Annotated in this window: 24 protein-coding genes; 12 read left to right on the top strand and 12 right to left on the bottom strand. The window is 67.5% G+C overall.

The features are described 5' to 3' along the window. Nucleotides 1-71 precede the first annotated feature (71 nt). The 3 genes from JS528_RS02110 to JS528_RS02120 form a co-directional block, all read right to left on the bottom strand. A complete protein-coding gene (locus tag JS528_RS02110; protein ID WP_214357430.1) occupies nucleotides 72-893 on the bottom strand; it encodes a carbohydrate ABC transporter permease in 822 nt (273 codons plus the stop codon). Beyond that, nucleotides 890-1,735: a carbohydrate ABC transporter permease gene (locus JS528_RS02115; protein WP_240541267.1), complete on the bottom strand. Its 846-nt coding sequence runs from the start codon at nucleotides 1,733-1,735 to the stop codon at nucleotides 890-892. The genes JS528_RS02110 and JS528_RS02115 overlap by 4 nt, the downstream gene beginning before the upstream one ends. 103 nt (nucleotides 1,736-1,838) lie before the next feature. Further along, nucleotides 1,839-3,236 carry an extracellular solute-binding protein gene (locus tag JS528_RS02120; RefSeq protein WP_214357432.1) on the bottom strand — a complete coding sequence of 466 codons (1,398 nt, stop codon included), beginning with the start codon at nucleotides 3,234-3,236 and terminating at the stop codon, nucleotides 1,839-1,841. A 300-nt stretch (nucleotides 3,237-3,536) separates the two neighbouring features. On the opposite strand from JS528_RS02120, the gene JS528_RS02125 reads away from it, so the two are divergent. Then, entirely contained in the window at nucleotides 3,537-4,553 is a 1,017-nt protein-coding gene (locus tag JS528_RS02125; RefSeq protein ID WP_214357433.1) for a LacI family DNA-binding transcriptional regulator, read from the top strand. A 15-nt stretch (nucleotides 4,554-4,568) separates the two neighbouring features. Here JS528_RS02125 and JS528_RS02130 read toward each other — a convergent pair whose 3' ends face one another. Then, nucleotides 4,569-5,006, bottom strand: coding sequence for an alcohol dehydrogenase (locus tag JS528_RS02130; protein ID WP_214357434.1), 438 nt, complete (start codon nucleotides 5,004-5,006; stop codon nucleotides 4,569-4,571). A gap of 302 nt (nucleotides 5,007-5,308) precedes the next feature. Here JS528_RS02130 and JS528_RS02135 point away from each other — a divergent pair, with 302 nt between their 5' ends. The 4 genes from JS528_RS02135 to nrdF all read left to right on the top strand — a co-directional run bounded on the left by JS528_RS02135 (nucleotide 5,309) and on the right by nrdF (nucleotide 9,903). Further along, complete coding sequence (locus tag JS528_RS02135) at nucleotides 5,309-5,581, top strand: glutaredoxin family protein (protein WP_214357435.1); 273 nt, start codon at nucleotides 5,309-5,311, stop codon at nucleotides 5,579-5,581. A 206-nt stretch (nucleotides 5,582-5,787) separates the two neighbouring features. Continuing rightward, entirely contained in the window at nucleotides 5,788-6,294 is a 507-nt protein-coding gene (nrdI, locus tag JS528_RS02140; RefSeq protein ID WP_214357556.1) for a class Ib ribonucleoside-diphosphate reductase assembly flavoprotein NrdI, read from the top strand. Between the two features lie 106 nt (nucleotides 6,295-6,400). After that, complete coding sequence (gene nrdE / locus JS528_RS02145; protein WP_214357436.1) at nucleotides 6,401-8,545, top strand: class 1b ribonucleoside-diphosphate reductase subunit alpha; 2,145 nt, start codon at nucleotides 6,401-6,403, stop codon at nucleotides 8,543-8,545. A gap of 365 nt (nucleotides 8,546-8,910) precedes the next feature. Beyond that, entirely contained in the window at nucleotides 8,911-9,903 is a 993-nt protein-coding gene (nrdF, locus tag JS528_RS02150; protein ID WP_214357437.1) for a class 1b ribonucleoside-diphosphate reductase subunit beta, read from the top strand. A gap of 13 nt (nucleotides 9,904-9,916) precedes the next feature. Here the strand turns inward: nrdF and JS528_RS02155 are convergent, their stop codons facing one another. After that, complete coding sequence (locus JS528_RS02155; RefSeq protein WP_214357438.1) at nucleotides 9,917-10,609, bottom strand: response regulator transcription factor; 693 nt, start codon at nucleotides 10,607-10,609, stop codon at nucleotides 9,917-9,919. Between the two features lie 68 nt (nucleotides 10,610-10,677). Here JS528_RS02155 and JS528_RS02160 point away from each other — a divergent pair, with 68 nt between their 5' ends. Then, entirely contained in the window at nucleotides 10,678-11,922 is a 1,245-nt protein-coding gene (locus tag JS528_RS02160) for a histidine kinase (protein ID WP_214357439.1), read from the top strand. 57 nt (nucleotides 11,923-11,979) lie between these two features. Here the strand turns inward: JS528_RS02160 and JS528_RS02165 are convergent, their stop codons facing one another. From JS528_RS02165 to typA, 3 genes are all read right to left on the bottom strand, one after another. Next, the gene (locus JS528_RS02165) at nucleotides 11,980-12,729 is read right to left on the bottom strand and encodes a hypothetical protein (RefSeq protein ID WP_214357440.1); all 750 of its coding nucleotides are present in this window, start codon (nucleotides 12,727-12,729) and stop codon (nucleotides 11,980-11,982) included. A gap of 68 nt (nucleotides 12,730-12,797) precedes the next feature. Next, nucleotides 12,798-13,676: an ABC transporter ATP-binding protein gene (locus tag JS528_RS02170; RefSeq protein ID WP_214357441.1), complete on the bottom strand. Its 879-nt coding sequence runs from the start codon at nucleotides 13,674-13,676 to the stop codon at nucleotides 12,798-12,800. A 423-nt stretch (nucleotides 13,677-14,099) separates the two neighbouring features. Further along, on the bottom strand, nucleotides 14,100-16,040 hold the full coding sequence (typA, locus tag JS528_RS02175; protein ID WP_214357442.1) for a translational GTPase TypA: 1,941 nt from the start codon (nucleotides 16,038-16,040) through the stop codon (nucleotides 14,100-14,102). Between the two features lie 223 nt (nucleotides 16,041-16,263). Between typA and JS528_RS02180 the strand changes: the two genes are divergently transcribed. The 6 genes from JS528_RS02180 (at nucleotide 16,264) to JS528_RS02205 (ending at nucleotide 21,151) form a co-directional block, all read left to right on the top strand. Further along, nucleotides 16,264-17,004, top strand: a complete 741-nt coding sequence (locus tag JS528_RS02180) for a response regulator transcription factor (RefSeq protein ID WP_214357443.1) — start codon at nucleotides 16,264-16,266, stop codon at nucleotides 17,002-17,004. Nucleotides 17,005-17,009: 5 nt separating this feature from the next. Further along, nucleotides 17,010-18,299 (top strand): sensor histidine kinase, encoded by a 1,290-nt coding sequence (locus tag JS528_RS02185; protein ID WP_214357444.1) that lies wholly within the window; start codon nucleotides 17,010-17,012, stop codon nucleotides 18,297-18,299. Between the two features lie 133 nt (nucleotides 18,300-18,432). Further along, nucleotides 18,433-19,131: a GNAT family N-acetyltransferase gene (locus JS528_RS02190; protein ID WP_214357445.1), complete on the top strand. Its 699-nt coding sequence runs from the start codon at nucleotides 18,433-18,435 to the stop codon at nucleotides 19,129-19,131. Between the two features lie 137 nt (nucleotides 19,132-19,268). Continuing rightward, nucleotides 19,269-20,171, top strand: coding sequence for an AAC(3) family N-acetyltransferase (locus JS528_RS02195; RefSeq protein WP_214357446.1), 903 nt, complete (start codon nucleotides 19,269-19,271; stop codon nucleotides 20,169-20,171). Nucleotides 20,172-20,229: 58 nt separating this feature from the next. Then, nucleotides 20,230-20,700, top strand: a complete 471-nt coding sequence (locus JS528_RS02200) for a nucleotidyltransferase family protein (RefSeq protein ID WP_214357447.1) — start codon at nucleotides 20,230-20,232, stop codon at nucleotides 20,698-20,700. A 25-nt stretch (nucleotides 20,701-20,725) separates the two neighbouring features. Next, entirely contained in the window at nucleotides 20,726-21,151 is a 426-nt protein-coding gene (locus tag JS528_RS02205; protein ID WP_240541243.1) for a HepT-like ribonuclease domain-containing protein, read from the top strand. Between the two features lie 23 nt (nucleotides 21,152-21,174). On the opposite strand, the gene JS528_RS02210 is transcribed toward JS528_RS02205, so the two are convergent. The 4 genes from JS528_RS02210 to nadA are packed head-to-tail and all read right to left on the bottom strand — an operon-like array spanning nucleotide 21,175 to nucleotide 26,357. Beyond that, nucleotides 21,175-22,434 (bottom strand): cysteine desulfurase family protein, encoded by a 1,260-nt coding sequence (locus tag JS528_RS02210; RefSeq protein ID WP_214357448.1) that lies wholly within the window; start codon nucleotides 22,432-22,434, stop codon nucleotides 21,175-21,177. Further along, nucleotides 22,431-23,345: a carboxylating nicotinate-nucleotide diphosphorylase gene (gene nadC / locus JS528_RS02215; RefSeq protein WP_214357449.1), complete on the bottom strand. Its 915-nt coding sequence runs from the start codon at nucleotides 23,343-23,345 to the stop codon at nucleotides 22,431-22,433. The genes JS528_RS02210 and nadC overlap by 4 nt, the downstream gene beginning before the upstream one ends. A gap of 47 nt (nucleotides 23,346-23,392) precedes the next feature. Next, nucleotides 23,393-25,030: an L-aspartate oxidase gene (gene nadB / locus JS528_RS02220; RefSeq protein ID WP_214357450.1), complete on the bottom strand. Its 1,638-nt coding sequence runs from the start codon at nucleotides 25,028-25,030 to the stop codon at nucleotides 23,393-23,395. 46 nt (nucleotides 25,031-25,076) lie between these two features. Continuing rightward, on the bottom strand, nucleotides 25,077-26,357 hold the full coding sequence (gene nadA, locus JS528_RS02225) for a quinolinate synthase NadA (RefSeq protein WP_214357451.1): 1,281 nt from the start codon (nucleotides 26,355-26,357) through the stop codon (nucleotides 25,077-25,079). Between the last annotated feature and the right edge of the window lie 57 nt (nucleotides 26,358-26,414).

Here is a 26,414-nt window from a genome sequence, read left to right on the forward strand (position 1 = left end):
GAATGATATCCCCGGTCCGCCACGTCGACGGACCGGGGACGATTACGCGGTGCGACCGGACTCGGGCCCGCTCACTTGCCGGAGCCGGTGGCGATGCCGGCGATGAACTGCTTCTGGAAGCACATGTACACGATCACCACCGGGATGATCGCCACCGACGTGGCGGCGAACAGCCCGCCGTAGTCGGTGCCGTACTGGCCGGAGAACATCTTCAGGCCGACCGACAGCAGCTGCTTGTCGTCGTCGGTGATCATGAGGAACGGCCACAGGTAGTCCTCCCAGTTCCACAGGAACGTGAAGATGGCGAGCGCGGCGATCGAGTTGCGGCTCATCGGCAGCACGACCTGGTGGAAGATGCGCCAGTCGCTGGCGCCGTCGAGGCGGGCGGCCTCGATGATCTCGTCGGAGATGCCGCCGATGGACTGGCGGAACAGGAAGACGCCGAATCCGGAGACGAGGCCGGGGATGATCAGGGAGCGGTAGGTGTCGAGCCAGCCGAAGCGGACCATCATGTCGTACTGCGGGATGATGGTCACGGCCCACGGCAGCATCATCGTGGCGAGCACCATCGCGAACAGGAGGTTGCGTCCGCGGAAGTGCAGCTTGGAGAACACGTAGCCGAGGACGGCGCTGATGTAGATGATCAGGACGGTCTTGAGCGTGGCCACGAACAGCGAGTTCGCGAACAGGCGCATGAAGTTGAACCTGTCCTGGATGTTGACGTAGTTGTCGATGGTGCTGGGTGTCGGGAAGACGCCGCCGGTGAGCTTGACGATCTCGCTGTTGGGCGCGAACGAGGAGACCAGCATCCAGATGAACGGGATGATGGTGACGGCCGCGGGCGCGAACAGCAGCGCGGTGACGACGATCGATGCGATGGTGTGCCTCTTCATCGGGTTTCCTCCAGGTTGTCGCCGGACGCCTTGAACATGAGCAGGGTGAGCACGCCGGTCAGTGCGAACAGGATGACGCTCATCGCGGAGGCGACGCCGAAGTTGTACTTCTGGAACGCCTGGTCGTAGATGAGGTAGCTGATGGTGTAGGTGTCGGTGCCGGGGCCGCCGCCGGTCATCACGAGGATCTGCACGTAGGCCTGCAGGTAGCTGATGAGCGAGGTGATGACGATGAGCAGCGTGGTCGGCCGCAGCAGGGGCAGGGTGATCGAGCGGAAGGTCTGCCACTTGTTGGCGCCGTCGAGCGAGACGGCCTCGTAGACGTCGCGCGGCAGGGACATGATGCCGCCCATGTACAGGACGGTCGCGTAGCCGAAGTCCTTCCAGACGGTCATGATGATGATCGCCGGCATGGCCCACTTGGAGTCGTTGAGCCAGCTGATGTCGAGGCCGGTGATCTTGTCGATCATGCCGAACTGCGGGTCGAACATCCACATCCACACGAACGAGACGGCGACCAGCGGGGTGATGGTCGGCATGTAGAACAGGCCGCGCAGGGAGTCCTTGGCCCTGACGAGCCTGGAGGTGAGCAGCATGGCGAGCGCCAGGCCGATGACCACGCGGAAGAGGATCGAGAAGAAGGAGAACACGGCGGTGTTCCAGATCGACTTCCAGAACAGGGCGTCGGTGAGCACCTGCCGGAAGTTGGCCAGACCGACCCAGTCGTAGGTGTCGGTCAACGGGTTCCAGTCGTGCAGGCTGCCGGCGAACGCCTTGAAGATCGGGTAGGCCATGAACACCGCGAAGTAGACGATGAGCACGGTCACCGCGACGTTGCGCATGGACAGGATGTCGCCGAGCGCGAGGCGCGTGCGGGGTTTGGGCGCGGTGCCGCCGCGTTCCGCGGCTGCGTTGTGTGCTGACATTGCGGGGGTTCCTTTCCGTTCAGTCCTGCTTGGCTTCGTCGTAGTGCCGGTACATGCGCTCGAGCGACGTGAAGTCGCTGCCCTTCATGTCGGTCTCGATCTGGGCCTGCGCGGCCGCGACGGCCTTGGCGATGTTCTGGTGGTTCTGGAAGACGTTCTGGAAGGCGATCTTCGGGCTGCTCTCCAGCGTGGAGGGCGTCGGTCCGGGCCAGATCAGACGGTCGAGGCGCGGCTTGATGGCGGCCATGACCGGATTGGCGAGGATCTCGGGATCGTTCTGCAGGGACTTCTTGCCGGGGAACGAGTTCTGCAGCTTGACGGCGGTGCGCACGTAGTCGTCGCCGGCGAGCATGAAGCGGATGAAGTCCTGGGCCACGGCCTGCTGCTCGTCGCTCTGGTGGACGTTGATGCCGGGCGTGGATTCGCCGTTGTAGCGGTCGTAGGCGAACGGCACGGCCTTGGTGAAGGTCGGGGTCGGGAAGACGCCGTAGTCGATGTCGGGGTACTTGGTCTCGAGCGTGCCCTGGAGGGCGCCCCACGCGTAGATCATCGCGGTCTGCCCGTTGCCGAAGCTCTGCTCGGAGTTGTCGCCGAACTTGACCGATCCGACCTTGTCCTTCTCATACAGGTCGAGCAGGAACCTGAGGTTCTCGCGCGTGGCCTTGCTGTCGTAGTTGGCCTTTGTGCCGGATTTGTCGAACATGAGCGTGCCGCGCTGGTAGTTCAGGCCCTGCCACAGGCCGTCGTAGCGGCCGTCGCCGTTCATGTTGAAGCCGGCCTGCACCATCTTGCCGCCGTCGAATTTGGTGAGCTTCCTAGCGACCTCGGCGAACTCGTCCCAGGTGGTCGGGATGTCGTCGTCGGTCAGCCCGGCCTGCTTCCACAGCGTCTTGTTGTAGTAGATGTTGCCGGTGTTGATCACGGAGTCGATGTAGTCGACCTTGCCGTCGACGACGTGGGTCTCGACGTTCGTGTAGTCGGCCTCGAGGTCCTTGAGGTCGATGTCGTACGCCGCCATGTGCGGACGGAGCAGCGCGTCCTGCGAGTTGTGGACGTTGAACAGGACGGGCGCGTTCTTGTTGCCCTTGAGCGAGAGCGGGGTCTTGACCCAGTAGTCGCTCCATGCGACCTGGGAGATCTTGAACGTGACGTTCGGATGGATCTTCTCGTACTTGTGCAGCATGGTGATGACCGGATCGGTGCTGGCGTCGCCCCACGACCAGTAGCCCAGTTCGATGGGCTGGCCGTCGTTGACCAGATGGTTGGGGTCGTAGGTGACGTGGTCGCCCAGCACCGCGAGGCCCTTGTCCGCCTTGGTGTCGATGACGCCCGATGAGGTATTCGAACTGCAACCGGTTGCACCGGCGAGTACCGCAACAGCTGCGGTCAGCGCGGCGAGGGATCGCTTGACGTTCATATTCTCCCTTACTTCCTCGTAAAGCTCCCGTGGACAGGCTTCAGGATAGCGCCATCGAACCTGTTCGGCAAATGGTCGGCACGACGGATTGCAACCCGTTACATTTGCAACCCGTTACATTACCGGCATTGTGTGCGCTAACATGACGGTTTGATGCGGCGTGTCGCAAATGCAATCCGTTGCATGCCAAGTTGAGGCGTCGCGCCGGGGAGGCTAGAATGGTCGGCATGACGGGCCGGCCGCATGCGCGCCGCCGGCACGCACGACGAGGACGCGGAACCGCGGAAGGGAGCCATGGACATGAAGGCCAGTATCGAGGACGTCGCCGCACGGGCGGGCGTCTCCACGGCGACGGTGTCGAGGGCGTTCTCCAAGCCGGACCTCGTGTCCGACAGGACGCGCGACAAGGTCATGCGGGCCGCCGGCGAGCTCGGCTTCTCGATCTCGCGCACGGCCGGCGTGCTGCGTTCGGGCCGTTCCTACCGCATCGCCCTGCTCGTCGGCGGCGGACGGATCGAATGGTTCACGGCCGGGCTGATCGAGGGCCTGAACTCCGTGTTCCGCGACGCCGGCTACGACCTGGTCATCTATCCGATCGACACCGTCGAGGCGCGCCACGCCTTCTTCGAGGAGCTTCCCGTCTCGGGCAACGCCGACGCGGTCGTCATCTCCTCGTTCCCCGCCAGTCCGGAGGAGATCCGCCGGCTGCGCGACGCGATGCGCATCCCCCTGATCGGCATCAACATCACCGGCGACGGGTTCGACGCGTCCGCCGGAATCGACGACCGGCTGGGCATCCGGCTCGTCGTGCGGCATCTGGCGCAGCTCGGCCACCGCGAGCTCATGTACCTGTACGAGGACTTCCCCACCACACTCGGTTTCAGCTCGAACAACCGCATCGAGGGGTTCCGCGAGGCCTGCGCCGCACTGCCCGGCGTCACCGGGCACGTCGTCCCCGCGCGCCCCGGCGACGCCCCGCTCGACGTGCTGACGTCGGCCCTGTACGCCGCCGACCGACCGGTCACCGCCGTGTGCTTCCATCAGGATTCGCTGGCGATCCCGCTGCTGCTCAACCTGCGCCGCTACGGGCTCGACGTGCCCGACGGCCTGTCGGTCGCGGGATTCGACGACAGCACCTTCTCCGAGGCCGCCGGACTCACCACGGTCCATCAGGACCCGTACGCAATGGCCGTCGCCGCCGCGCACAAGACGCTCGCGCTCATCGAGGGGCGCTCGTTGGACGAGCCGCACGAGACGTTCCCGGTCCGTCTCGTCGTGCGTTCCACGACCGCCGCGCCCGCGCCGGGACGCGTCTGAGCGGTCGGATCCCGGTCAGTCCTCCCGGCGCGGAGGCACGACGAACCAGCGCGACGGCAGGACGAGCATGACGACCTGCAGCACGACCACGCCGTACAGCCAGACGTAGCCGGCGTGCTGGCTCATGAACGGCATGTCGCCCGAGAAGCCGGCGACGGTGAGCGCGTCGCCGCCGGGGCCGCCGACGATGGCGATCCCCCATGCCGCGGCCGACGAGACGATCAGATGCAGCGCGAGGCCGGTCACGCCCTGACGCGCGCGGGCCGCATACGTGGAAAGCCCGACGATCAGGAACGCCAGCACGAGACCGTATGGAAGGTTCCCCGTGGCGCCCATGCGGTGCGCGAGCGTGCCGACGAACGCCGCGCCGACGCCCGAGGCGAGCGTGACGAGGGTGCGGCCGGCGGCGCCGAACCGGTGCGACCACGGCATGAGATTCGCTTGCTGCTTCATACCGGACCACTGTACCCGCATCGATGCCGGACGCCGGAGACGGGCGGCGGGACGCAACTGTGACAAACATGACATTTTCCCCTCCGGCCTCCTTGACGGGCGATGCGGACAGTCGATCCGGCCTACTGCCGACTCGGCTCCCAAACACTACATGTAGTGGAGACACGCTCGACATGCCACAACGGATAGTGTTTTCAATCCGACGGAGCGGATGTACTCTCAAAACCCGACGCACGAGCGCAGCCTCGTCGCCGCCAGTACAGACCGATCCGGACGCGAGTCCGACCCGAGAAGGAACCGCCATGACCGTCACCGTCTTCACCAAACCCCGCTGCCCGCAGTGCGACGCCACGAAACGTCAGCTCGCCAAGCTGGGCATCCCCTTCGAGACCGTGGACCTGTCCGAGAACCCGTCCACGCTCGAACAGCTGCAGGCCGCGGGCTTCCGCCAGGCGCCGGTCGTCATCACGCCGGACAACTCCTGGACCGGCTACCGTCCGGACCTCATCCGCGAGCTGGCGAAAGTGCAGGCCGCATCGCAGCAGGCCGCCGACGCGCACGTGGTCGTCGCATGAGCGTCACCCCGAAGATCAGTGCCGGCGCGAACGGCGCGCGTCTGAGTGGACTGACCGGCGCGGAGCCCCCGACGTCCCGCCGCGCACGCGCCGCGCACGGTGCCGTCGACGTCGGCGCCCTGACCGGAACGGCCTCCCCCGCCGCGCCCTCCGACCGCGCGGGCGCCGCGCCGAACCGACGCAGCGCCCCGGTCGCGCTGCACGGCATGAGCGAGACGCCCGACCACGACGACGCGACGCCGAGTACGCCGGAATCGACGGCGAACCGGGGCCGCGCCAAGGCGATCGGCGCGCTCGTGTACTTCTCCTCCGCCTCCGAGAACACCGCCCGCTTCGTGGCGGGACTGAAGCTCGGCGAGGCGGGCATCAACGTGTACCGCATCCCGCTCAAGCCGAACGCGCCGACCATCAACGTGCGCGAACCGTACGTCATCATGGTGCCCACCTACGGCGGCGGCGACGCGCGCAAGGCCGTGCCGCCCCAGGTCAAGCGGTTCCTCAACCACGCCGGCAACCGCGCGTGGATCCGCGGCGTCATCGCCTCGGGCAACACGAACTTCGGCACCGCGTACGGCGCGGCCGGCGACGTCATCGCCGCGAAATGCCGCGTGCCCTACCTCTACCGCTTCGAGCTGATGGGCACGCGCGAGGACTCGCGCAAGGTGCGCGACGGACTCGTCGCGTTCTTCACCCGTCAGCACGACGATCGCTGACGCACGCGGACTCATATCAGGCATCGGCCCCCGGTCGCGCCCGCCGCCCCGGCCCACCCGACGCCCCGCACCATCGGACAACCATTCACAAGGACCACAGGAAGACATGACCACCACCTACGATCCGTCCACCGACTACCACGCGCTCAACGCGATGCTCAACCTCTACGACGAGCACGGCCTCATCCAGTTCGGCAAGGACAAGGAGGCCGAGCGCGCCTACGTCGCCTCCGAAATCGAGCCGAACACCATGAGGTTCACCTCGACGGCCGAACGCCTCGGATACCTCATCGAGCACCGGTACTACGACGGCGACGTGTTCGCCCGCTACTCCCCCGGGTTCCTCGACGCGTTCTACGCGAAGGCCGAGGCGAGCGGCTTCGAGTTCGAGACGTTCCTCGGCGCGTTCAAGTTCTTCCGCTCCTACGCCCTGAAGTCCTTCGACGGCGGGACCTATCTCGAGGACTTCCCGCAGCGCTGCGCCGCCGTGGCGCTCGACCTGGCCGCCGGCGACGAGCACGCGGCCGTGCGCTACCTCGACGAGATGCTCTCCGGCCGCTTCCAGCCGGCCACCCCGACGTTCCTCAACCTCGGCAAGGCGCAGCGCGGCGAGCCGGTCAGCTGCTTCCTCGTGCGCATCGAGGACAACATGGAGTCGATCTCCCGCGGCATCAACGCGGCCCTGCAGCTGTCCAAGCGCGGCGGCGGCGTGGCGCTGCTGCTGAGCAACCTGCGCGAGCTCGGCGCGCCGATCAAGCACATCGAGAACCAGTCGAGCGGCGTCGTGCCGGTCATGAAGCTCCTCGAGGACTCGTTCTCGTACGCGAACCAGCTGGGCGCGCGCCAGGGCGCCGGCGCCGTGTACCTCAACGCCCATCACCCGGACATCATGCGATTCCTCGACACCAAGCGCGAGAACGCGGACGAGAAGATCCGCATCAAGTCGCTCGCCCTCGGCGTCGTCGTCCCGGACATCACGTTCGAGCTGGCCAAGCGCAAGGAGCGGATGGCCCTCTTCAGCCCGTACGACGTCGAGCGCGTGTACGGCAGACCGTTCGCCGACATCTCCGTGACGGAGAAGTACGACGAGATGGTCGCCGACGAGCGCATCGGGAAGACGTACATCGACGCCCGCAGGTTCTTCACGACGCTCGCCGAGCTCCAGTTCGAGTCCGGATACCCGTACATCGTGTTCGAGGACACCGTCAACCGCGCCAACCCGATCGACGGCCGCGTGACCATGTCGAACCTGTGCTCCGAGATCCTGCAGGTGCAGGAGCCGAGCGCGTACGCCGAGGACCTCTCCTACACGCACGTGGGCCGCGACGTCTCCTGCAACCTCGGCTCCCTCAACATCGCGAAGGCGATGGACGGCGGGCTCGCCGGCACGGTCGAGACCGCGATCCACGCCCTGACCGCCGTGGCCGAGCACACGTCGATCGACGCGGTGCCCTCGATCCGCCGCGCCAACGAAGAGGGGCACGCGATCGGCCTCGGACAGATGAACCTGCACGGCTTCCTCGCCCGCGAGGGCCTCGAATACGGCTCCGACGAGGCGCTCGACTTCACCGACATGTACTTCATGACGGTCGCCTACCACGCCTACCGCGCCTCGCATGACCTGGCGGTCCGCCACGGCCATGCGTTCGTCGGCTTCGAGCGCTCCGACTACGCCAAGCCGGCAGGAGCGGGCAACTACTTCGACAAGTACACCGACGGTCGCCGCTCGATCGAACCGCGCACGACCCGCGTGCGCGGGCTGTTCGCGCGCTTCGGCGTCGCGATCCCGACCGTGGCCGACTGGCAGGCGCTGCGCGACGCGATCCTCAAGGACGGCGTCTACAACCAGAACCTGCAGGCCGTGCCGCCGACCGGATCGATCTCGTACATCAACCACTCCACGTCGTCGATCCACCCGATCGCCTCGAAGATCGAGATCCGCAAGGAGGGCAAGATCGGCCGCATGTACTATCCCGCGCCGTACATGACGAACGACAACCTCGAATACTTCAGGGACGCCTACGAGATCGGCTGGAAGGCCATCGTCGACACATACGCCGAGGCCACGCAGCACGTGGACCAGGGCCTGTCGCTGACGTTGTTCTTCCCGGACACCGCCACCACGCGCGACGTGAACAAGGCGCAGATCTACGCCTGGCGCAAGGGCATCAAGACCCTCTACTACATCCGCATCCGCCAGCAGGCGCTCGAAGGCACCGAGGTCGCCGGCTGCGTGTCCTGCATGCTCTGAGCCACTGTGGCCGCGGAGGATGTCGATATGCGTCGTCCGACACACTCAAGGCCGTTCGGCCAAGCCTACGGTCGGCCAACGCATATCGACATCCTCCGCTCCTCCGGCACGGCAACGCACGAAACGCAAGGGAACAACGCAAGCGAGCGGACGGTCGTGCAGCGCGACTCGAGACCGTGAAGACTTGGCCAGAGCGGCCCGGAGCGTGTCACGAATCGCACTGCACGACCGTCCGCGGTCACCAACACGAAGGGAAACACACATGTCGAAGACCGTATACCGTATGCTCCTGCGCCTGACGGCGCCGGAGGAGTTCACCGACCGACGTAACGAAAACGACGATAACGAGTAGAAAAGAGACACCCATGGCACCGATCTCCGTTCCGCGCAGGCCGTTGAAGCTCATCGACCGCGTCACCGCGATCAACTGGAACCGTCTCGAGGACGACAAGGACCTCGAGGTGTGGGACCGCCTGACCGGCAACTTCTGGCTGCCGGAGAAGGTCCCCGTCTCCAACGACATCCCCTCCTGGCAGTCGATGAGCGAGGAGGAGCACACACTCACGATGCGCGTGTTCACAGGGCTCACGCTGCTCGACACGATCCAGGGCACCGTCGGCGCGGTCTCGCTGATCCCCGACGCCCTGACCCCGCACGAGGAGGCCGTGTACACGAACATCGCGTTCATGGAGTCCGTCCACGCGAAGTCGTACTCGTCGATCTTCTCGACCCTCTGCTCGAGCGAGCAGATCGACGCCGCGTTCGACTGGAGCGAGGAGAACGAGTTCCTGCAGAAGAAGGCGCAGATCGTCCTCGACTACTACGAGGGCGACAGCCCCCTCAAGCGCAAGGTCGCCTCGACGCTGCTCGAGTCGTTCCTCTTCTACTCCGGCTTCTACCTGCCGATGTACTTCTCGAGCCACGCGAAGCTCACGAACACGGCCGACGTGATCCGCCTCATCATCCGCGACGAGGCCGTGCACGGCTACTACATCGGCTACAAGTACCAGAGGGGCCTCGAGCGCGTGAACGAGGCGAAGCGCGAGGAGATGCGCGAGTACACGTACGGCCTGCTCAACGAGCTGTACGACAACGAGGTGGAGTACACCGAGTCGCTGTACTCGGGCGTGGGCCTCGTCGACGACGTGGAGAGGTTCCTGCGCTACAACGGCAACAAGGCGCTGATGAACCTCGGCTACCCGGCCCTGTTCCCCGCGGAGATCTGCGACGTGAATCCGGCGATCCTCGCGGCCCTGTCCCCCAACGCCGACGAGAACCACGACTTCTTCTCCGGCTCCGGCTCCTCCTACGTGATGGGCAAGGCCGAGGAGACCGACGACGACGATTGGGACTTCTGAGGTCCCGCCCACGCTACGAGCCGCGCCGGGTGAGCCAGATGGCCACGGCGTGGCTCAGGGTCCTCGCCCCGAGCTTCTCACGGATATGACGGGTGTGCGAACGCACGGTGGCGGGGCTGACCTCCAGCGTGGCCGCGATCTCCTCGTTGGAGTATCCCTCGGCCACGCTGGACAGGATGCGCCGTTCGAGCGCGCTCAGCGTCGAGACGGCGTCCCTCGGCGTCTCCGCCGCTCGCCCCGCATGTCCTCCCGCGCCTAGACGCCGGTGCGCCTCGTCCGCGGTCGGGAAGTCCGTGCCCGTCACCGGCGAGAAGGTGTCTCCCGATGCCACCCGCCGCAGCGCCGCGGTCATCTGGGTCATGTCGCCCTTGACCATGAGCCCCTGCGCCCCGGATTCGGCGAGCCTGGCGGCATAGGTCTTCGGATTGTACGAGGTCATCGCCAGCAGCAGCGGCTCCGGACCGGCCGCACGGATGCTCCGGCACACGTCCATGCCGGTTGTGCGGTCCAGCTCCACGTCGGTGACGAGCATCCGCGGCCGCCACTCCTCGTCCAGACAGCGACGGTCCGCCTCGGGCGCGCTCGACGTGGACCATGCCACGTGCAGTCCCGGCAGCAGCTTGGGCAGCACGGCCACCAGCCGTTCCAACGCCATGCTGTCGTTGTCCAGCACGGCGACATCGACGATGCCGGACGTCCCGTTCATGACGGCGCCTCCCCTCCTCTAGACGGGTACCCGATCGGACGAATACCCGTTGATTATCATGATGAGGCATGACAATGCTTCATACCCTGCGACGGGGATCGGGCCCGCATCCGGCCGTCACGGCGATCGCCGTGCTGGACTGCGTGCTGGTCGTGGTGGAGATGGCCGCGAACCGGCCCGCCGACCCGCTCTCCTGGCTGGTGTTCGCGGTGCAGCTGACGGTCTGCGCGGGGCTCGCGTTCGCTCCGACGCCCGCGTGCGCCCTGTCGCTCGCCATCTGCGTGGCGGCCGCGATGCTGCCCGGCTCCCCGTCGTTCTGCGCGCTGCTCGCGTTCCCCACGCTCGGTTTGCTGGCGTATCTGACGTCGCCGGCATGGACCTGTCTCGCGGCCATCGCACTGAGCCTCGCGCCTACCGGCACCGGCGTCTCGCTGTCGGTGGGCGGCGACGGGAGCGACGTGCGCATGACGGGGTTCACGGTGAACGTGGTGTGCTATCTCATCGCCGTGGGCGTGGGCGTGTCGCTGCGCCGCCGCTCCGATGCGCGACGGGAACGGGATCGGCGCGCCGTGTACGAGCGTTCGCTGCGGGAGCTCGAACAGGTGCGCCGCAACCGGCGTCTGGCGAAGGCGCTGCACGATTCGGTGACGCGCGAACTGTCCTCCATATCGATGCTCGCCTGGCAGCTGGGCCGGAACGACGACGCCGATCCGGCGGTCCGCGAGGCGATGGACGTGATGTACCGGGACGCGCGGTCCGCGCTGGACCATGTGCATGAGGTGATCGACCTGATCGACGGCACGACGCCGGACGGCGCCATGCCCGGCGTCACCGGTGCGGACGCCGACGACGAGGCCACGGACGCCGCCCGGAGGAGCGACCCCTCCCCCGAGGCCGTCGACCGCATGGACGAGCTGCGCCGTCTGGTCGACGCCGAGCAACGGTCCATCACCGTCCTGGGGTTCTCCGGCACGTCATCGGTCCACGGCGCATCGGCGGTCATGGACGAACGGACCCGCGAAACGGCGTTCGATCTGATACGCGAGATCTACGCGAACATCATCCGCCATGCGATGCCCGGCGATGACGGGTACATGGTCATGGTCGACGTCCGGGACGGCGGGCTGGCCATCACGCAGACGAACACCGTGCCCGAGACGGCGCCCCGGCACCCACTGGAGGGCGTCCGCCACGGATTGGGGCTCGACGCGCATCGCAGGGCGGTCGAACAGCTCGGCGGCGTGCTGCGCACCCGGTGCGAGGACGGCGAATGGTTCCTGCACGCCGAGCTGCCGTTGTCCGCGGCCGGCTGACGGTCGGCGGTCGGCGCCCGGCCGGCATCGTCGGCGCCCGAGGCCCGGTCGGTCCGATCAGTATTCGATGCGGGAGAACCGACGGCGCGCGTAGACGTACAGTCCGGCGACGTAGGCGGCGGTGAGGACGAGCATCGACGCCATCGCGAGCGGCAGGCCGAGATCCGGCAGGAGACGGGCATAACCGCCGGGCACCGCGTATCGGGCGGCGGGCAGCTGCGGCAGCGTGGCGCACAGGCACAGCCACAGGATCGAGCCGAACATGACGATGCCGGTCCGGAACCGGGTGGCGAGCGCGGCGGCCACCAGCATCGTCACCAGATCCGCGCACAGGACGCCGACGATGGACACCACATCCGCCGCGACGCTCCGGGCGTCGCCGGGCAGCAGCGCGCCGGAGGCGTAGTCGAAGCGCGTGATGTACAGGAAGTAGACGCCGGACGTCACCGCGGTCTGCAGCGCCATGTACAGCGCGTACACGCCGGCCAGGGCGAGGATCTTCGCATCGATGATCACGGCGCGGCTCAGATCCTTGTACAGGAACATGCGTCCGGTGGCGATGGGCGTGCGGATGGCGTCGGCCACGAGATAGATCATGACGACCATCGGCAGCATCAGCATGCGCTGCACGTCGAACTCGCCGGCGAGGAAGTCCAGGAGACCGACCGAGCCGGCCGCGCCGCTGACCCTCATGAAGTCCGAATCGAACAGGTTCACGATCGGCAGAACGAGGATGAAGCAGGCCAGAGCGAGCAGGATGGCGGCTTCCCTGGTACGGATGAGGTTCGCGAACATCGGCGCGGTCATGGTGATGGACTCCTTGGTCTTGGCGGAAACGATGGAAACGATGGGAACATCTGGCGATGTGCGCGGCATCACGCCTCCCCGAAGCATTCGGCGAGCCTCGTGGCCTTGTCGTGGATGGCCGCGATGCCGGCGGTGGAGGCGAGGGTCCCGACCACACGGTTCAGGGACGCGCCCTCGGCGGCGATCTCGACCGACGCCCCGTCGTCGCGGATGACGGCGGACGGATCCAGCATCGCGATCGTCGAACGCTCCCCCGCCCCGAGCGGCCGGGAGAGATCGACGACGATGGTGCTTCCGCGCTCCCCGGCGAACTCATCGGCGAGCCGTCCGTTCTCGAGGAACAGGAAGCGTCCGCACAGCTCCTGCAGTTCGTTGAGCTGATGACTGGAGACGAGCATGGAGACGCCGCGGTCGACGGCCCATCGCCTGAGCACCGTGATGAGCTGGAGCACGCCGTCCGGGTCGAGCCCGACGAACGGCTCGTCGAGGATGAGGAACTCCGGATCGTTGACCATCGCGATGGCGAGCGCCAGCCGCTGCTTCATGCCGAAGGAGAATCCGGAAGGTCGCCGCGTGCGGTACCGCCACAGCCCCACGAGTTCGAGCACCGGCCGGATGTTGCGTTCGTGGGCCTTGTCGCCGTGGACGCCCAGGTAGAAGCGCAGGTTGTCCTCGGCGCTGATGTGGGGCAGGAACACCGGCTGGATCATGATGCCGAACCGGTCGAGCGCGTCGTCGCGGGAGAGGATGTCGACGCCGCGGTAGGTGATGGTGCCGGTTGTGGGGCGCCGCGCCTTGGCCATCATCGCCATCAGCGTGGTCTTGCCGGCGCCGTTCCTGCCGATCAGTCCGACGATCTCGCCGTCCCCGATGGTGAAGCCGACGTCGTCGAGCGCGGGCGCGGAGCTACCCGGGTAGCGTTTGGACAGATGGCTGACGGTGAGCATGGCGTGTTCCTCCGGACGGTTCGGTGCGATGGCGGGATCGCCGCCTTGGTGATGCATCCGAATCTACCGTTCCGTTCCGGCCCGGTCCGCGACGGCGGGCTCCGGCGTGCACGGACGTGCAGCGATCCGCCGCGGCATTGCACGTACGTGCAGTCCACGCTCAGCGAGAGACGACTGCCGCATCGTGGCGGTTTTCTCTCACTGGGGGCTCCTTGGCGAGAGTTTTCTGCCACCATGCGTCGGAAAGCTCTCGCCGATGTGCGTATGCGAGAGGTCGCCGACGCATGGTGGCGGTTTTCTCTCGCTGAGTCACCTCTCAGCGAGAGAAAACCGCCACGATATGGCGAGGGGCTCTCGGGAAGCACGCGATGTGCGCTTCCCGAGAGCCCCTCGGCTTATGCAGGCGGGTCGCCTACGGCAGAATCACTTGCCCTGCGCCGCGGCCTGGGCGGCGTTCTGGCGGCGCTGCTTGGCGCGCCACTTGTACCAGTCCTCGCGGCCGAGGATGATCTTGCGCACGCGGATGGACTCCGGGGTGACCTCGACGCACTCGTCCTCGTTCGCGAAGTCGAGGGACTCCTCGAGGCTCATCTTGATCGGCGGGGTGAGGGTCTCGAGCACGTCGGCGGTGGAGGAGCGCATGTTGGTCATGTGCTTGGCCAGCGTGATGTTGACGTCCAGCTCGTCAGGCTTGTTGTTGACGCCGACGACCTGACCCTCGTAGACCGGGGACTGCGGCTCGACGAAGAAGTTGCCGCGGGCCTGCAGACGCTGCATGGCGTACGGGGTGGCGATGCCCTTGCGGTCGGAGACCATGGAGCCGTTCTGGCGGGTCACGATCTGGCCGGCCCACGGGGCGTAGCCGGCGGAGATGGAGGCGGCGATGCCGGTGCCGCGGGTGGCGGACAGCAGCGCGGTGCGGAAGCCGATCAGGCCACGGGACGGCACGGTGAACTGCAGGCGCACCCAGCCGGAGCCGTGGTTGGACATGGAGTCCATGCGGCCCTTGCGGTCGGCCATGAGCTGCGTGACGGTGCCCATGTACTCCTCGGGCACGTCGATGGTGGTGTTCTCCATCGGCTCGTTGACCACGCCGTCGATCTTCTTGGTGACGACCTGCGGGCGGCCGACGGTCAGCTCGTAGCCCTCGCGGCGCATCTCCTCGGCGAGGACGGCCAGCGCCAGCTCGCCGCGGCCCTGGACCTCCCAGGCGTCCGGACGGTCGGTGGGCAGCACCTTGATGGACACGTTGCCGATGAGCTCGCGGTCGAGGCGGTCCTTGATCATGCGGGCGGTGAGCTTGTGGTCCTTGCCCTCGGTGCCGGCCAGCGGGGAGTCGTTGACGCCGAAGGTCATGGAGATGGCCGGATCGTCGACGTGGATGAGCGGCAGCGGCTTGGGATCGTTGGGGTCGACGATGGTCTCGCCGATCATGATGTCGTTGACGCCGGCGACGGCGACGATGTCGCCCGGGCCCGCGGACTCGACGGACTCGCGCTCGAGGCCCTGCGTGCGCAGCAGCTCGGTGACGCGGAAGTTCTCGATGGTGCCGTTGACGCGGCTCAGTCCGTAGTTCTTGCCCTTCTCCAGCGTGCCGTTGTAGATGCGGACCAGGCCGAGTCGGCCGAGGAAGTCGGAGGAGTCGATGTTGGCGACGTGCGCCTGCAGCGGGGCGCCCTCCTCGTACTCCGGGGCCGGAATGTACTTGATGATGTCCTCGAAGAGCGGCTCGAGGTTGTCGTTGTCCGGCAGGGCGCCGTCGGCCGGCTGGTTGATGGACGCGTATCCCGCCTTGGCGGCGCAGTAGACGACCGGCAGGTCGAGCAGGTGGTCGAGGTCGAGGTCGATGCCCTCCTCGACGACGTCCTGGGCGAGGCCCAGCAGCAGGTCGGTGGACTCGGAGACGACCTCGGAGATGCGGGCGTCCGGACGGTCGACCTTGTTCACGCACAGGATGACCGGCAGCTTGGCCTCGAGGGCCTTGCGCAGCACGAAGCGGGTCTGCGGCAGCGGACCCTCGGAGGCGTCGACGAGCAGGACGACGCCGTCGACCATCGAGATGCCGCGCTCCACCTCGCCGCCGAAGTCGGCGTGGCCGGGGGTGTCGATGATGTTGAGGGTGATGCCCTCCGGGTGGCCGTACTTGGCGGCCAGCGGGCCGGTGTACTCGACGGCCGTGTTCTTGGCGAGGATGGTGATGCCCTTCTCGCGCTCGAGATCGTTGGAATCCATCACTCGATCCGGCACTTCCTCACGCTCGGAAAAGACGTGGGACTGCTGGAGCATCGCGTTCACCAGCGTGGTCTTGCCGTGATCGACGTGAGCCACAATCGCCACATTACGAATATCACCGCGAACCGCCATCGAAACCTCTCTTAGATACTGATCTGATTGCATTTGTGTTGGTTCACGCCGCGTGGCCGCCGGCCATGAGGCCGCCCGGCACCGACGTGCTTGCCTGGTACTTGCTTCGGTTCTTCACCTGTCACTGACACACAAACCGTCACGATGATACCCACACGGCCCGACCGGGCGACGTATAGTGGCCTCGTTTGGCAACGGGACGGAGAAGTGCGAGGTGGTTGCGATGGATGACGGGCGCCGACGGTTCTCACTGGCGATGGTGGACAACGACGAACTGACTCTGGGCATGCTCACGCTCATGGTCCGCCGGCTGCTGCCCGAGGCCGACGTGCTCTGGACGTGCCGCGACGGCGCGGAGGCGGCCGCACGATGCCTTTCGCCGGCCACAAGACCCGACGTGCTGCTGGTGGATATGTCGTTGGAGGGGCTGTCCGGCGTGGAGACGTGCCGTCGGATCGGCGCGGCGAGCCCGGATGTCGCGCTGATGGGCATCACGTCGTTCTCGCTGGAACGCTATGCGGCGGCCGTGCTGGACGCCGGAGCGCGCTGTCTGATGGACAAGGCGAAGGTGCGCGACGTGTGCGCCGTCGCCCGGGATCTGGCCGGCGGATGCCGCCCATCGACGTTGTCGCGGTACACGCCGTACGTGTCGAAGGAGTCCGCGGCGCAGGCGCACGCGCGGCTTGCGGCGACGGGCGCGACCGGACGGAATGTCGCCGATGACGGGGAGCGCACACGGGAGGCGAACTCCTCCGCGGCGGCCCTTCCCGACGAGCGCTCGCTGACCGCACGCGAACGGGAGGTCATGCGGCTGTGCGCGACAGGCCGTAGCACGCGCGAGATCGCCGAGACCCTGCATGTGGGCGAATCGACGGTGAAGACGTACGTGATGCGGGCGGCGAGGAAACTCGGCGCGCGCAACAGGACGCAGGCGGTGGCGCGATGGTTGGTCTCACGCGGCTAGCCCGCATGCGCAGGACGCTGACGGCCCGTCTGATGCGGGGACGTCCGGTCATGATGTTCGCCGCGGCGCTCATGGCCGCGGAGACCGTCTACGAGATGATCGTCTACCCGGCGCATCTTCCCGTCACGACGGTGCTGTCGGTAGTCCATATCGCATGCGTGCTGGCGCTGCCCTGGGCGCCCCGAGCGATGGGCGCCGGCGTCATCGCCACGTTCCTCGCCTGCTGTCCGCTGCCCGACACCGGCGGGCCGAGCCTGCTCTTCGGCACATGGCTCGCGCTGGTCGCGCTCGGACTGCACGCGAGATCATGGCGCGGATGGCTGTGGCCCGCACTGGTCTCGGCGGCGCGCGCGGCGAAGTTCACCATCGACGGCTTCCCCTTCGACTACTACGCGTCGCTGATCATGCTGTTCGTCGTCTCCTACGCGTTGGGACGCATGCTGGCGTGGCGTGATGCGGCGGCGAGCGCGGAACGCGACCGTCTGCGCTACGAGCGGACGCGCCAGCGGGTCGAGACGATGCGTCGCGAATCGCGGGCGGCGAGCCGCATCCACGACTCGGTGGCGAACAACCTCGCGTATATGGCCATGCGGCTCGACTACGAACGGACGCGCGACGTGGACGACCGGACGACGGAGCTAATCGACGACCTGTACGACCGGGCGATCGACACGTTGGGCGAGGTGCGTGCGGTCATCGACATGCTCGACGTCGACGCCGCCCGGGAACCGGACGACGACGGAGGCTCCGATGCGACGGATCCCATGACGGGACATCGGTCGGAGAGCGACTCCGATGATTCGGACCGTCCGATCGACCGGGGCTCATCGTTCCCGGACCGGATGCGCGCCGGCATGACACGCGGCGACCGGTATCTGTCACGGCTCGGCTTCACCGGCGACTCGACGATGATCGACGATTCCCGTTCGACGGCCGACGCGGGACCGTCCTGCGACGCCGACGGCACCGGCATCTCTGACGGCGCGGTTCCGTCGGACGAGGGCATGTCCCGCGAACGCGAGGACGCGGCCGTCGCGCTGCTGCGCGAACTGTACACCAACATCGCCGTGCATGCCGACCGTCGCGGCGAATACCATGTGATCGCGCGCCGCACGGCCGACGGTATCGACGTCGACGAGGTGAACGACGACGCCGGCCCCGACGCCTTCCCGGACAAACCGTCGTCAGGACGGGGTCTGGCGATGCACCGACGGCGCTTCGCCTCGCTCGGCGGCGTCATCCGCACGTCCCGCGAGGACGGGACATGGATACTCCACGCGCATCTGCCGGCATGACGCGCCCCGGCATTCCGACCGCACGTCGTCTTCGCATGTCGTCTTTGGATGACAGGACGGTCGTCCGATTGGCACGACCGGCCGTTTCGCCCCATCATTGTTTCCATTGATCGCAACCGTCCGAAGGAGTGAGATGAGCGAAACGATTGGGACCGAACGGCTGCTGCTGCGTCCGTGGAGGGTGGACGACTCGGCGGAGGCGGCCTCGCTGTTCCGCTACGCCTCCGACCCCGAGATCGGCCCGCACTGCGGATGGCGCCCGCACACGAGCGTCACGGGCAGCATGCGCGACATCCGCGACATCCTCGCGGTCGAGAACAACTGGGCCATCACGTTCAGAAGCGGTGTCGTCGGGTCGGAACAGTCCGACTCGGCCGCGGGCGACGCGGCGCCGGGTACCACATCCCTGTCCAACGCGGCGTCGGACAAGGCCGCTCCGGGAGAGCCGGTCGGCAGCATCGCGCTCAAGCCGGTCGGTGAACACATCGTCGGCGCGGTCCATGCCGACCCTGAGCTCGCCTCCCGATACGGCTCGCTGCTCGGCGACGACGCGATGGAGCTCGGCTATTGGATCGGCCGCCCGTTCTGGAATCGCGGCTATGTGACCGAGGCGCTGCGCGCGACGCTCGCCCATGCCTTCGACACGCTCGGCAAGACCGCAGTGTGGGGCGGTCACTACGTGGAGAACCCGCAATCGGGCCGCGTGATGGCCAAATGCGGCATGACGTTCGCGTTCCGCACCAAGGGCACGTGCTTCCCTCTCATCGACGAACGCCACGACTGCGATTTCCGCATCATCACCGCCGTCCAATGGCGCACATCCACCCGCTGACGCGACCAACAGCCGTCGCCCCCGCCGGCGGGGCTGCCGTCGGAAGATGACTGGGGGTGGTTCATCCCATCACGCCCCATTCCAAACCCCCATTTCCCCTAACTCCCCAGACCCCATCCGAAAGAAAAGAGCATCACATGACATGGGAGGAAACCACCATCGCTACGGTGACCACCGGTCGGCAGCTGCGCGACGCACTTACCGCGGCGGGATTGGAGCCGACGGACTCGTGCATCGTGCATACCCGGCTGAGCGCGTTCGGGTTCATTCCCGGCGGCGAGCGCACCGTGGTCGATGTGCTCAAGGAGGTGCTTCGCGGCGGCGACATCGTGATGCCCGCGCAGACCACGGACCTGTCCGACCCGAAGGATTGGGGCGCGCCGCCGGTCGAACCGTCGCTCGTGCCTCTCGTCCGCGACGCATTGCCGGCGTTCGGCCCGACGGCCACGCCCGTGCACGGCATCGGACGCACGCCCGAGTATTTCCGCACGACGCCCGGCACCCGTCGCAGTCTTCATCCGTTGTATTCGATGTGCGCATGGGGCGCCCATGCCGACTGGCTGTGCGGATTGGCCGGGGAAGGCGTGACGCCGGACGACGATCCCGCCGAGAACATGGACGGACGGGCATCGGCATCCTCGGCGACCCCATCCGACTACGACATGCCGTTCGGCGAACACAGTCCGCTCGCCCGCCTCTACGAGCTTGACGGCAAGGTGCTGTTCCTCGGCACCGGATTCGACACCTGCACCGCCATCCACTATGCCGAATCGACCATCGGCAGGCCACGCATCCGGGAGTCCGCGCCCGTATCCCGGCCGGACGCCGCGACCGGCGCACGCACGACCGCATGGGTATCCTTCGATACCGTCGAACTGGACCGCTACGACGATTTCGACTCCTTCGGCGAGCGGTTCCTTGTCGACCACGTCGCCGAGGTCCGGTCCACGACGCTCAATGGCGCCCGCATCCTTGCCTTTCCCATCCGCGTTCTCGTCGACGCCGCCCGCACCCATTACCGGACCAAGGACGCCCGATAATGGTCTTTCCCGTATCGTCGCCTTTCGGGGGAAAGGACTTTCCGGCTAGAATGGAGGCATGAGCACGGTTCGGACGACGGATGACATTCATCGGGATTCGCGCGCCCGATTCGAAGGCATGAGCGGCGCGGAGGCGCCCGTTGTCGCAACAACGAGCGCCAAGGAACAACCGGAGCGGGCCGATTCCAACGGCGCGGAGAACTGCCTCTCCCCCGCTCGAATCGCCTCCATCGCGCGCCCCATAGCGATGCGCAACAGAATCGACGAACTGTATCTTTTCGGTTCGATGGCCCGAGGCGAGGCAACGGAGGATTCCGACGTCGACTTCATCTACCAGTTCTCCTCCATGGCCAATCCGGTCATCGACCTTATCTCGTTCCGCGACGATTTGGAAGGCGCCTTGCATCGCAGAGTCGACCTCGTACGCAAGAGCTATATCACCGAGCCGCAGTCGGATAGATTGAAGGAAATCCAACGTGTGCTTTTCGTCAACAGCATCACCTCGAAACCCATGTTCAGAATCCTGTGAGGTTGAAAGCCGGAAGAAACCAAGTATGACGCGGCAACATGTCGAAGGCGGACGACCCTCGGGAATCGGCGATCGTGATCTCATCCACATCGTCGCCATCGTACGTGCCATGAGGGATGCCCAACGCTTTCTCGGCACGCTTACCGTGGACGAGTTCGAAGCCGATGACAAGACCCAGAATGCCGTGGCCATGGCGGTGGCGCGCGCCGGTGAGCACGTCAAGGGATTATCCGCGACGTTCCGGGAGCATGAGCCGGAAACCGAATGGAAGGCGATCGCGGGTACGAGGGATTGGATCGTACATGGCTACGACGAACTCGATTTCGGCCGTCTGTATTACGCGGTCACGAAGGAACTGCCGCTGGTGCTCGCCGTGCTGCAGCCGTACATCGAGCACCAGTCCGACGTCGTCATCCGCAACGAATCGCCGTTCGATGTGCCGCGGATATGACGTGATGGCCGGGATGATTCCGCTCACCGTCGGGTGAGGGCGGTGTAGGAGTCCTCGATGGCCAGGGAGATGCGTTCGATCTGTTCGCGCGTGAGGGGTTCGCGGAAGGTCATGCGCAGGGCCGATTTGGCGATCGACGGCTCGACGCCCATCGCCAGAAGCGTGGGCGGTATCTCGTGACGGCCGATCGCGCAGGCGGAGCCGGACGAGCATGCGATGCCGCGCGCGTCGAGGTCGACGAGCAGCGCCTCGCCGGTGACGCCGGGGAACACGAACGAGACGTGTCCGGGAAGCCTGCGTTCCGGGTCGCCGGTCAGTTCCGCGCGGGGCACCACGCGTCGGACCGCGTCGATGAGCATGTCGCGCGAGGCGACCAGTTCGCGGTAGTGCGCGGCCATGCGGGTGTCCGAGCGCCGCAGGGCGATGGCGAGCGCGACGGCGCCGGCCACGTTCTGCGTGCCGGAGCGCAGCCCGCGTTCCTGCCCGCCGCCGGAAAGAATCGGCTCGATGGGGACGCGCCCGCGCACGAGCAGGGCGCCGAGCCCCTTGGGCGTGCCGAACTTGTGTCCGGAGACGGCGAGCGAGTCGACGTCCCAGTCGCGCATGCGGATGGGGATGAGCCCCGCGGCCTGCACGGCATCGACGTGGACGGGCACGTGGTGTGCGTGCGCGATCTCGACGATGCGTTCGACCGGTTCGACGGTGCCGACCTCGTTGTTGGCGAGCATCGTGGCGACGAGCGTGGTCCGCTCCCCCGCCTCGCCGGCGAGCGCCCGTTCGAGCGCGTCGAGGTCGAGGTGGGCTTGCGCATCGACGGGGATGCGCACGACCTCGAAGCCGAACCAGCGTTCGAGCCATGCGGCGGATTGCATGACGGCCGGGTGCTCGATCGCGGAGACGACGATGCGCGGACGGCGCGCGCGGACGACGGGATCATCGGCGATGTCGGCGCCTCCACCCGGCGCCCCGGACTCATCGGCCGGCCATGACGGGTGCAGTCCGAGCCGCCGCATCCGAGCCAGTGCGATGCCCTTGACGGCGAGGTTGTCGCCTTCGGTGCCGCCGGAGGTGAAGATCACGTCGTCGGGTTTGGCGCCGAGGTCGGCGGCGAAGGAGGCGCGCGCCGCGTCGAGCGCCCTGGCGGCGGTTTTGCCGGGCTGGTGGACGCTGGCCGGGTTCGCGTACGCGTCGGTCAGGAACGGGAGCATCGCGTCGATGACGTCCCGGCTGACCGGTTCGGTGGCGGCGGCGTCGAGATAGAGTTCCTCGGGTTCGTCGCTCATGCCAGCCAGTCCAGTCCCAGGTCGATGGAGCGCACGGAGTGGGTCAGGGCGCCTACGGAGATGATGTCGACGCCGGTGGCGGCCACGGCGGCGACGCGCTCGAGGCTCATGTTGCCGCTGGCTTCGACGATGGCGCGCCCGTCGATGAGCTCGACTCCCCTGCGCGTGTCCTCGAGCGTGAAGTTGTCGAGCATGATGGTGTCGGCGCCGCCGTCGATGACGGCGGGGATCTGGTCCAACGAGTCGACCTCGACCTCGATGTGCGTGGTGTGGCCGACCTGTTCGCGCACGTGGCGGATCGCGCCGGCGAGGTCGATGCCGCGCGCGGCGAGCGCCGCCAGGTGATTGTCCTTCATCATGACCGCGTCGGACAGGCCGTAGCGGTGGTTGTGCCCGCCGCCGCAGACGACCGCGTACTTCTCGAACGGGCGCAGTCCCGGCGTGGTCTTTCGGGTGTCGGCGATGCGGGTGCGCGCGTAGCGGCGGGGGCGCACGACCGGACCGACCGACGCGTCCCTCCCCTCGTGCCCGTCCTCGTAGATCGCGTCCACCGCGTCGGCGAACGCGGCGGTCATCGTGGCGATGCCGCTCATGCGTTGGGTAAAGTTGAGGGCGACGCGCTCGGCGGTCAGCAGGTCCCGGACGGGCCCCGACACGGTGGCGAGCGTCCGCCCGGCGCGGAAGCGTTCGCCGTCTGCGATGGACGGGACGACCTCGATGAGCGGGTTCTGCGTCCGGAAGGCGGCGGCGAACACGTCGATGCCGCTCATCACGCCGTCCTCGCGGGCGGTGAGGGCGGCCGAACCGGTCTCGTCCCGCGGGATGGTGGTCTCGCAGGTGATGTCGCCGTAGGGCGCGTCCTCGGCGAGCGCCGTCTCGACGGCGGAGCGGATGATGTGCTGGGTGAGCATGGATGAATCCCCTTCGAATGGATACGGATGGCGGATGGCCGGGGCGGCTATCCCCTGACGTAGGCGACGGAGTGCGCCCATTCGTCGCGGGGTTCCGCGAAGTCGGTGCGCGCGTGGGCGCCTCGCGATTCGGTGCGCGCGAGCGCGGCCACGGCGGCAATGCGTCCGACGGTGAGCATGTCGCGGTTCTCGAGCGCGGCGACGTCGGCCGTGTCCGGGGCGGCGGCGTTCGCCGCGGCGAGGCCGCGCGCCAGTTCGTCGGCCGCGTGCGCGAGCCCGTCCGCGTCGCGCAGCACGCCGACGCCGGCCCACATCGTGTTCTGGATGCGTTCGCGGTCCCACGCGCCGTCGGCGTCGTCCGTCGCGTCCTCCGGGTCCGGCGTGGCCGGATCGGCCAGTCGGATCGGTTCGGCCTCGTATGCCTTTCCGGTCGCGGAGTTGAGGAACGGCTCGGGCGACCAGACCGTGTCGTCCGCGTCCGCGACGGCGGCGAGTCCCGCACGTCGCCCGTAGACGAGCCCTTCGAGCAGCGAGTTGGAGGCGAGGCGGTTGGAGCCCATGACGCCGGTGCGGGCGCATTCGCCGGCGGCGTAGAGTCCCGGGATGGACGTCCGGCCGTTCAGGTCGGTGCGCACGCCGCCCATGTAGTAGTGCGCGGCAGGCGCGACGGGGATCGGCTCGCGGCTCCAGTCGAAGCCGAGCGAGCGCGTGTAGGCGTCGATGGTCGGGAACCGGTGCTTCAGGAACGCGGCGAGGTCGGGGTTCTCGGCGCGCATCGGCGAGACGTCGAGCATGACGGGCCGGCCTCCCTGGCGCTGCATGACGCGGAAGTTCTCGCGGGCGACGACGTCGCGCGGGGCGAGCTCGGCACGCGGGTCCACGTCCGTCATGTAGCGGCGGCCGTGCTCGTCGAGCAGGACCGCGCCCTCGCCGCGCACGGCCTCGGAGACGAGGAAGTGCTCGCCGACGGCCATCGCGGTGGGATGGAACTGGTAGAACTCGAGGTCGGCGACCTGGGCGCCGGCGCGCCATGCGGCGGCCAGTCCGTCGGCGGTGGCGACGGGCGGGTTGGTGGTGTACGGGTACATGCGTCCCGCGCCGCCGGTGGCGAGGATGACGCGGCTCGCGACCAGTGTCATCGGCCGGGCCCGGCGCGCGTCATCGTCGTCGATCAGGAGGTCGACGCCGGCGATGCGGCCGTCGCGCACGACGAGGTCCCTGAGGAACGCGTGTTCGACGATGCGGATCGACGGATTGGCGCGCACCATCGCGGACACGTCGAGTTCGAGCACCTTGCCGGTGGCGTCGCCGCCGGCGTGGACGACGCGGGCGCGCGAGTGGGCGGCCTCGAGCCCGCGCAGCATGCGGCCTTCGGCGTCGCGGTCGAACCGGACGCCGCGCGCGGCGAATTCGCGCACGCGGTCGGCGCCCTCGCGTGTAAGGATGTCGACGGCCTTCGGGTCGCACAGGCCGTGGCCGGCGGCCATCGTGTCGGCGGCGTGCAGCTTCGGGTCGTCGTCGGCGAAGATGGCCGCGGCGATGCCGCCCTGCGCGTGGTAGGTGTTCGATTCGACCAGTTCGGATTTGGCGACCAGCGTCACGTCGCGGCCGGCCCCGGCCACGGCCAGCGCGGCGGACAGGCCGGCCACGCCGGCGCCGATGACGATGATGTCGCTATCGCTCATGACTGCTTCCTCGACTACTTCCTCATGACGTATGGCTCCATGTGGCTCACGGGTGGACGCGCAGCATACGCTCCAGCGCGACCTTGGCCTCGCGTGCGGTGTCCTCGTCGACGGTGATGCGGTTGACGACGTTGCCCCGTTCCAGGTTCTCCAGCGCCCAGGCGAGGTAGGCCGGGTGGATGCGGTACATCGTCGAGCACGGGCAGACGACCGGGTCGAGGCAGAACACGGTCTTGTCGGGGTACTGGGCGGCGAGGCGGTTGACGAGGTTGATCTCGGTGCCCACGGCGATGGCGGAGCCGGCCGGCGCGTTGGCGATCTCCTTGACGATGTACGCGGTGGAGCCGGTGCCGTCGGCCGCGTCGACGACCTGCATCGAGCACTCCGGGTGCACGATGACCTTGACGCCCGGGTACGCCCTGCGCGCGCGTTCGATCTGCTCGACGGTGAAGCGCTGGTGCACGGAGCAGAAGCCCTTCCACAGGATCATCCTCGCGTTCGCGTAGTCGGACGGATCGGCGGCGCCGCCCTGCGCCTTGAACGGATCCCACAGCGGCATCTGGCTCAGCGGGATGCCCATCGCACGTGCGGTGTTGCGCCCGAGGTGCTGGTCGGGGAAGAACAGGACGCGCCGGCCTCTCGCGAAGGCCCATTCGAGCACGGCGTGCGCGTTGGAGGAGGTGCACACGATGCCGCCGTGACGACCGCAGAACGCCTTCAGGGCGGCGGAGGAGTTCATGTAGGTGACGGGGATGATCGGCTGCAGGCCGTCGGCGTCGGGACGGGTGCCGCAGATCTCGCCGAGCTGCTCCCACGCCTCCTCGACCTGGTCGATGTTGGCCATGTCGGCCATCGAGCAGCCGGCGGACAGGTTCGGCAGGGTCACGGTCTGCTCCGGCGTGGAGAGGATGTCCGCGGTCTCGGCCATGAAGTGGACGCCGCAGAAGACGATGTGGTCGGCGTCGGGGCGTTCGGTCGCGTTCTTGGCGAGCTGGAAGGAGTCTCCCACGAAGTCGGCGTGCCTGATGATCTCGTCGCGCTGGTAGAAGTGGCCGAGGATGAGCAGCTTCGAGCCGAGACGGCGCTTGGCGTCGGCGATGCGCTGCTGGAGCTCGTCCTCGGAGGCGTTGCGGTATTCGTCGGGCAGGACCTGCTGGCGGGGCGCGTTCGAGGGCAGTCGGTCGAGCATCGAGGCGCCGGGGCCGTAGCTGGGCTTGGTGGTATCGAAGTGCCACGGGTCGAGGGTCAGACCCGCGTCGCAGGTGCTCTGCGCGCCGAGTCGGGCGATGATCTCGTCGACGGACGGCGCGGTGAATGCTGAGGTCATGATGGTTCCTTTCTCTGGTGTGCCCCGGTCCCGCGCGATGGTGGACGCGCGGGGATC

Source organism: Bifidobacterium santillanense, from assembly GCF_018555385.1.
Lineage (GTDB): Bacteria > Actinomycetota > Actinomycetes > Actinomycetales > Bifidobacteriaceae > Bifidobacterium > Bifidobacterium santillanense.

Excerpts from the sequence above, each read along its gene's own strand:
- JS528_RS02120 (WP_214357432.1), bottom strand. The coding sequence starts at position 3,236 with ATGAACGTCAAGCGATCCCTCGCCGCGCTGACCGCAGCTGTTGCGGTA.
- nrdF (WP_214357437.1), top strand. The coding sequence starts at position 8,911 with ATGGCACCGATCTCCGTTCCGCGCAGGCCGTTGAAGCTCATCGACCGC.
- JS528_RS02125 (WP_214357433.1), top strand. The coding sequence starts at position 3,537 with ATGAAGGCCAGTATCGAGGACGTCGCCGCACGGGCGGGCGTCTCCACG.
- typA (WP_214357442.1), bottom strand. The coding sequence starts at position 16,040 with ATGGCGGTTCGCGGTGATATTCGTAATGTGGCGATTGTGGCTCACGTC.
- nadA (WP_214357451.1), bottom strand. The coding sequence starts at position 26,357 with ATGACCTCAGCATTCACCGCGCCGTCCGTCGACGAGATCATCGCCCGA.
- JS528_RS02135 (WP_214357435.1), top strand. The coding sequence starts at position 5,309 with ATGACCGTCACCGTCTTCACCAAACCCCGCTGCCCGCAGTGCGACGCC.
- nrdI (WP_214357556.1), top strand. The coding sequence starts at position 5,788 with ATGAGCGAGACGCCCGACCACGACGACGCGACGCCGAGTACGCCGGAA.
- JS528_RS02195 (WP_214357446.1), top strand. The coding sequence starts at position 19,269 with ATGACATGGGAGGAAACCACCATCGCTACGGTGACCACCGGTCGGCAG.
- nadB (WP_214357450.1), bottom strand. The coding sequence starts at position 25,030 with ATGAGCGATAGCGACATCATCGTCATCGGCGCCGGCGTGGCCGGCCTG.
- nadC (WP_214357449.1), bottom strand. The coding sequence starts at position 23,345 with ATGCTCACCCAGCACATCATCCGCTCCGCCGTCGAGACGGCGCTCGCC.
- JS528_RS02110 (WP_214357430.1), bottom strand. The coding sequence starts at position 893 with ATGAAGAGGCACACCATCGCATCGATCGTCGTCACCGCGCTGCTGTTC.
- JS528_RS02130 (WP_214357434.1), bottom strand. The coding sequence starts at position 5,006 with ATGAAGCAGCAAGCGAATCTCATGCCGTGGTCGCACCGGTTCGGCGCC.
- JS528_RS02160 (WP_214357439.1), top strand. The coding sequence starts at position 10,678 with ATGACAATGCTTCATACCCTGCGACGGGGATCGGGCCCGCATCCGGCC.
- JS528_RS02170 (WP_214357441.1), bottom strand. The coding sequence starts at position 13,676 with ATGCTCACCGTCAGCCATCTGTCCAAACGCTACCCGGGTAGCTCCGCG.
- JS528_RS02115 (WP_240541267.1), bottom strand. The coding sequence starts at position 1,735 with ATGCGCAACGTCGCGGTGACCGTGCTCATCGTCTACTTCGCGGTGTTC.
- JS528_RS02210 (WP_214357448.1), bottom strand. The coding sequence starts at position 22,434 with ATGAGCGACGAACCCGAGGAACTCTATCTCGACGCCGCCGCCACCGAA.
- JS528_RS02155 (WP_214357438.1), bottom strand. The coding sequence starts at position 10,609 with ATGAACGGGACGTCCGGCATCGTCGATGTCGCCGTGCTGGACAACGAC.
- JS528_RS02190 (WP_214357445.1), top strand. The coding sequence starts at position 18,433 with ATGAGCGAAACGATTGGGACCGAACGGCTGCTGCTGCGTCCGTGGAGG.
- JS528_RS02205 (WP_240541243.1), top strand. The coding sequence starts at position 20,726 with ATGACGCGGCAACATGTCGAAGGCGGACGACCCTCGGGAATCGGCGAT.
- JS528_RS02180 (WP_214357443.1), top strand. The coding sequence starts at position 16,264 with ATGGATGACGGGCGCCGACGGTTCTCACTGGCGATGGTGGACAACGAC.
- JS528_RS02200 (WP_214357447.1), top strand. The coding sequence starts at position 20,230 with ATGAGCACGGTTCGGACGACGGATGACATTCATCGGGATTCGCGCGCC.
- JS528_RS02165 (WP_214357440.1), bottom strand. The coding sequence starts at position 12,729 with ATGACCGCGCCGATGTTCGCGAACCTCATCCGTACCAGGGAAGCCGCC.
- JS528_RS02185 (WP_214357444.1), top strand. The coding sequence starts at position 17,010 with ATGCGCAGGACGCTGACGGCCCGTCTGATGCGGGGACGTCCGGTCATG.
- nrdE (WP_214357436.1), top strand. The coding sequence starts at position 6,401 with ATGACCACCACCTACGATCCGTCCACCGACTACCACGCGCTCAACGCG.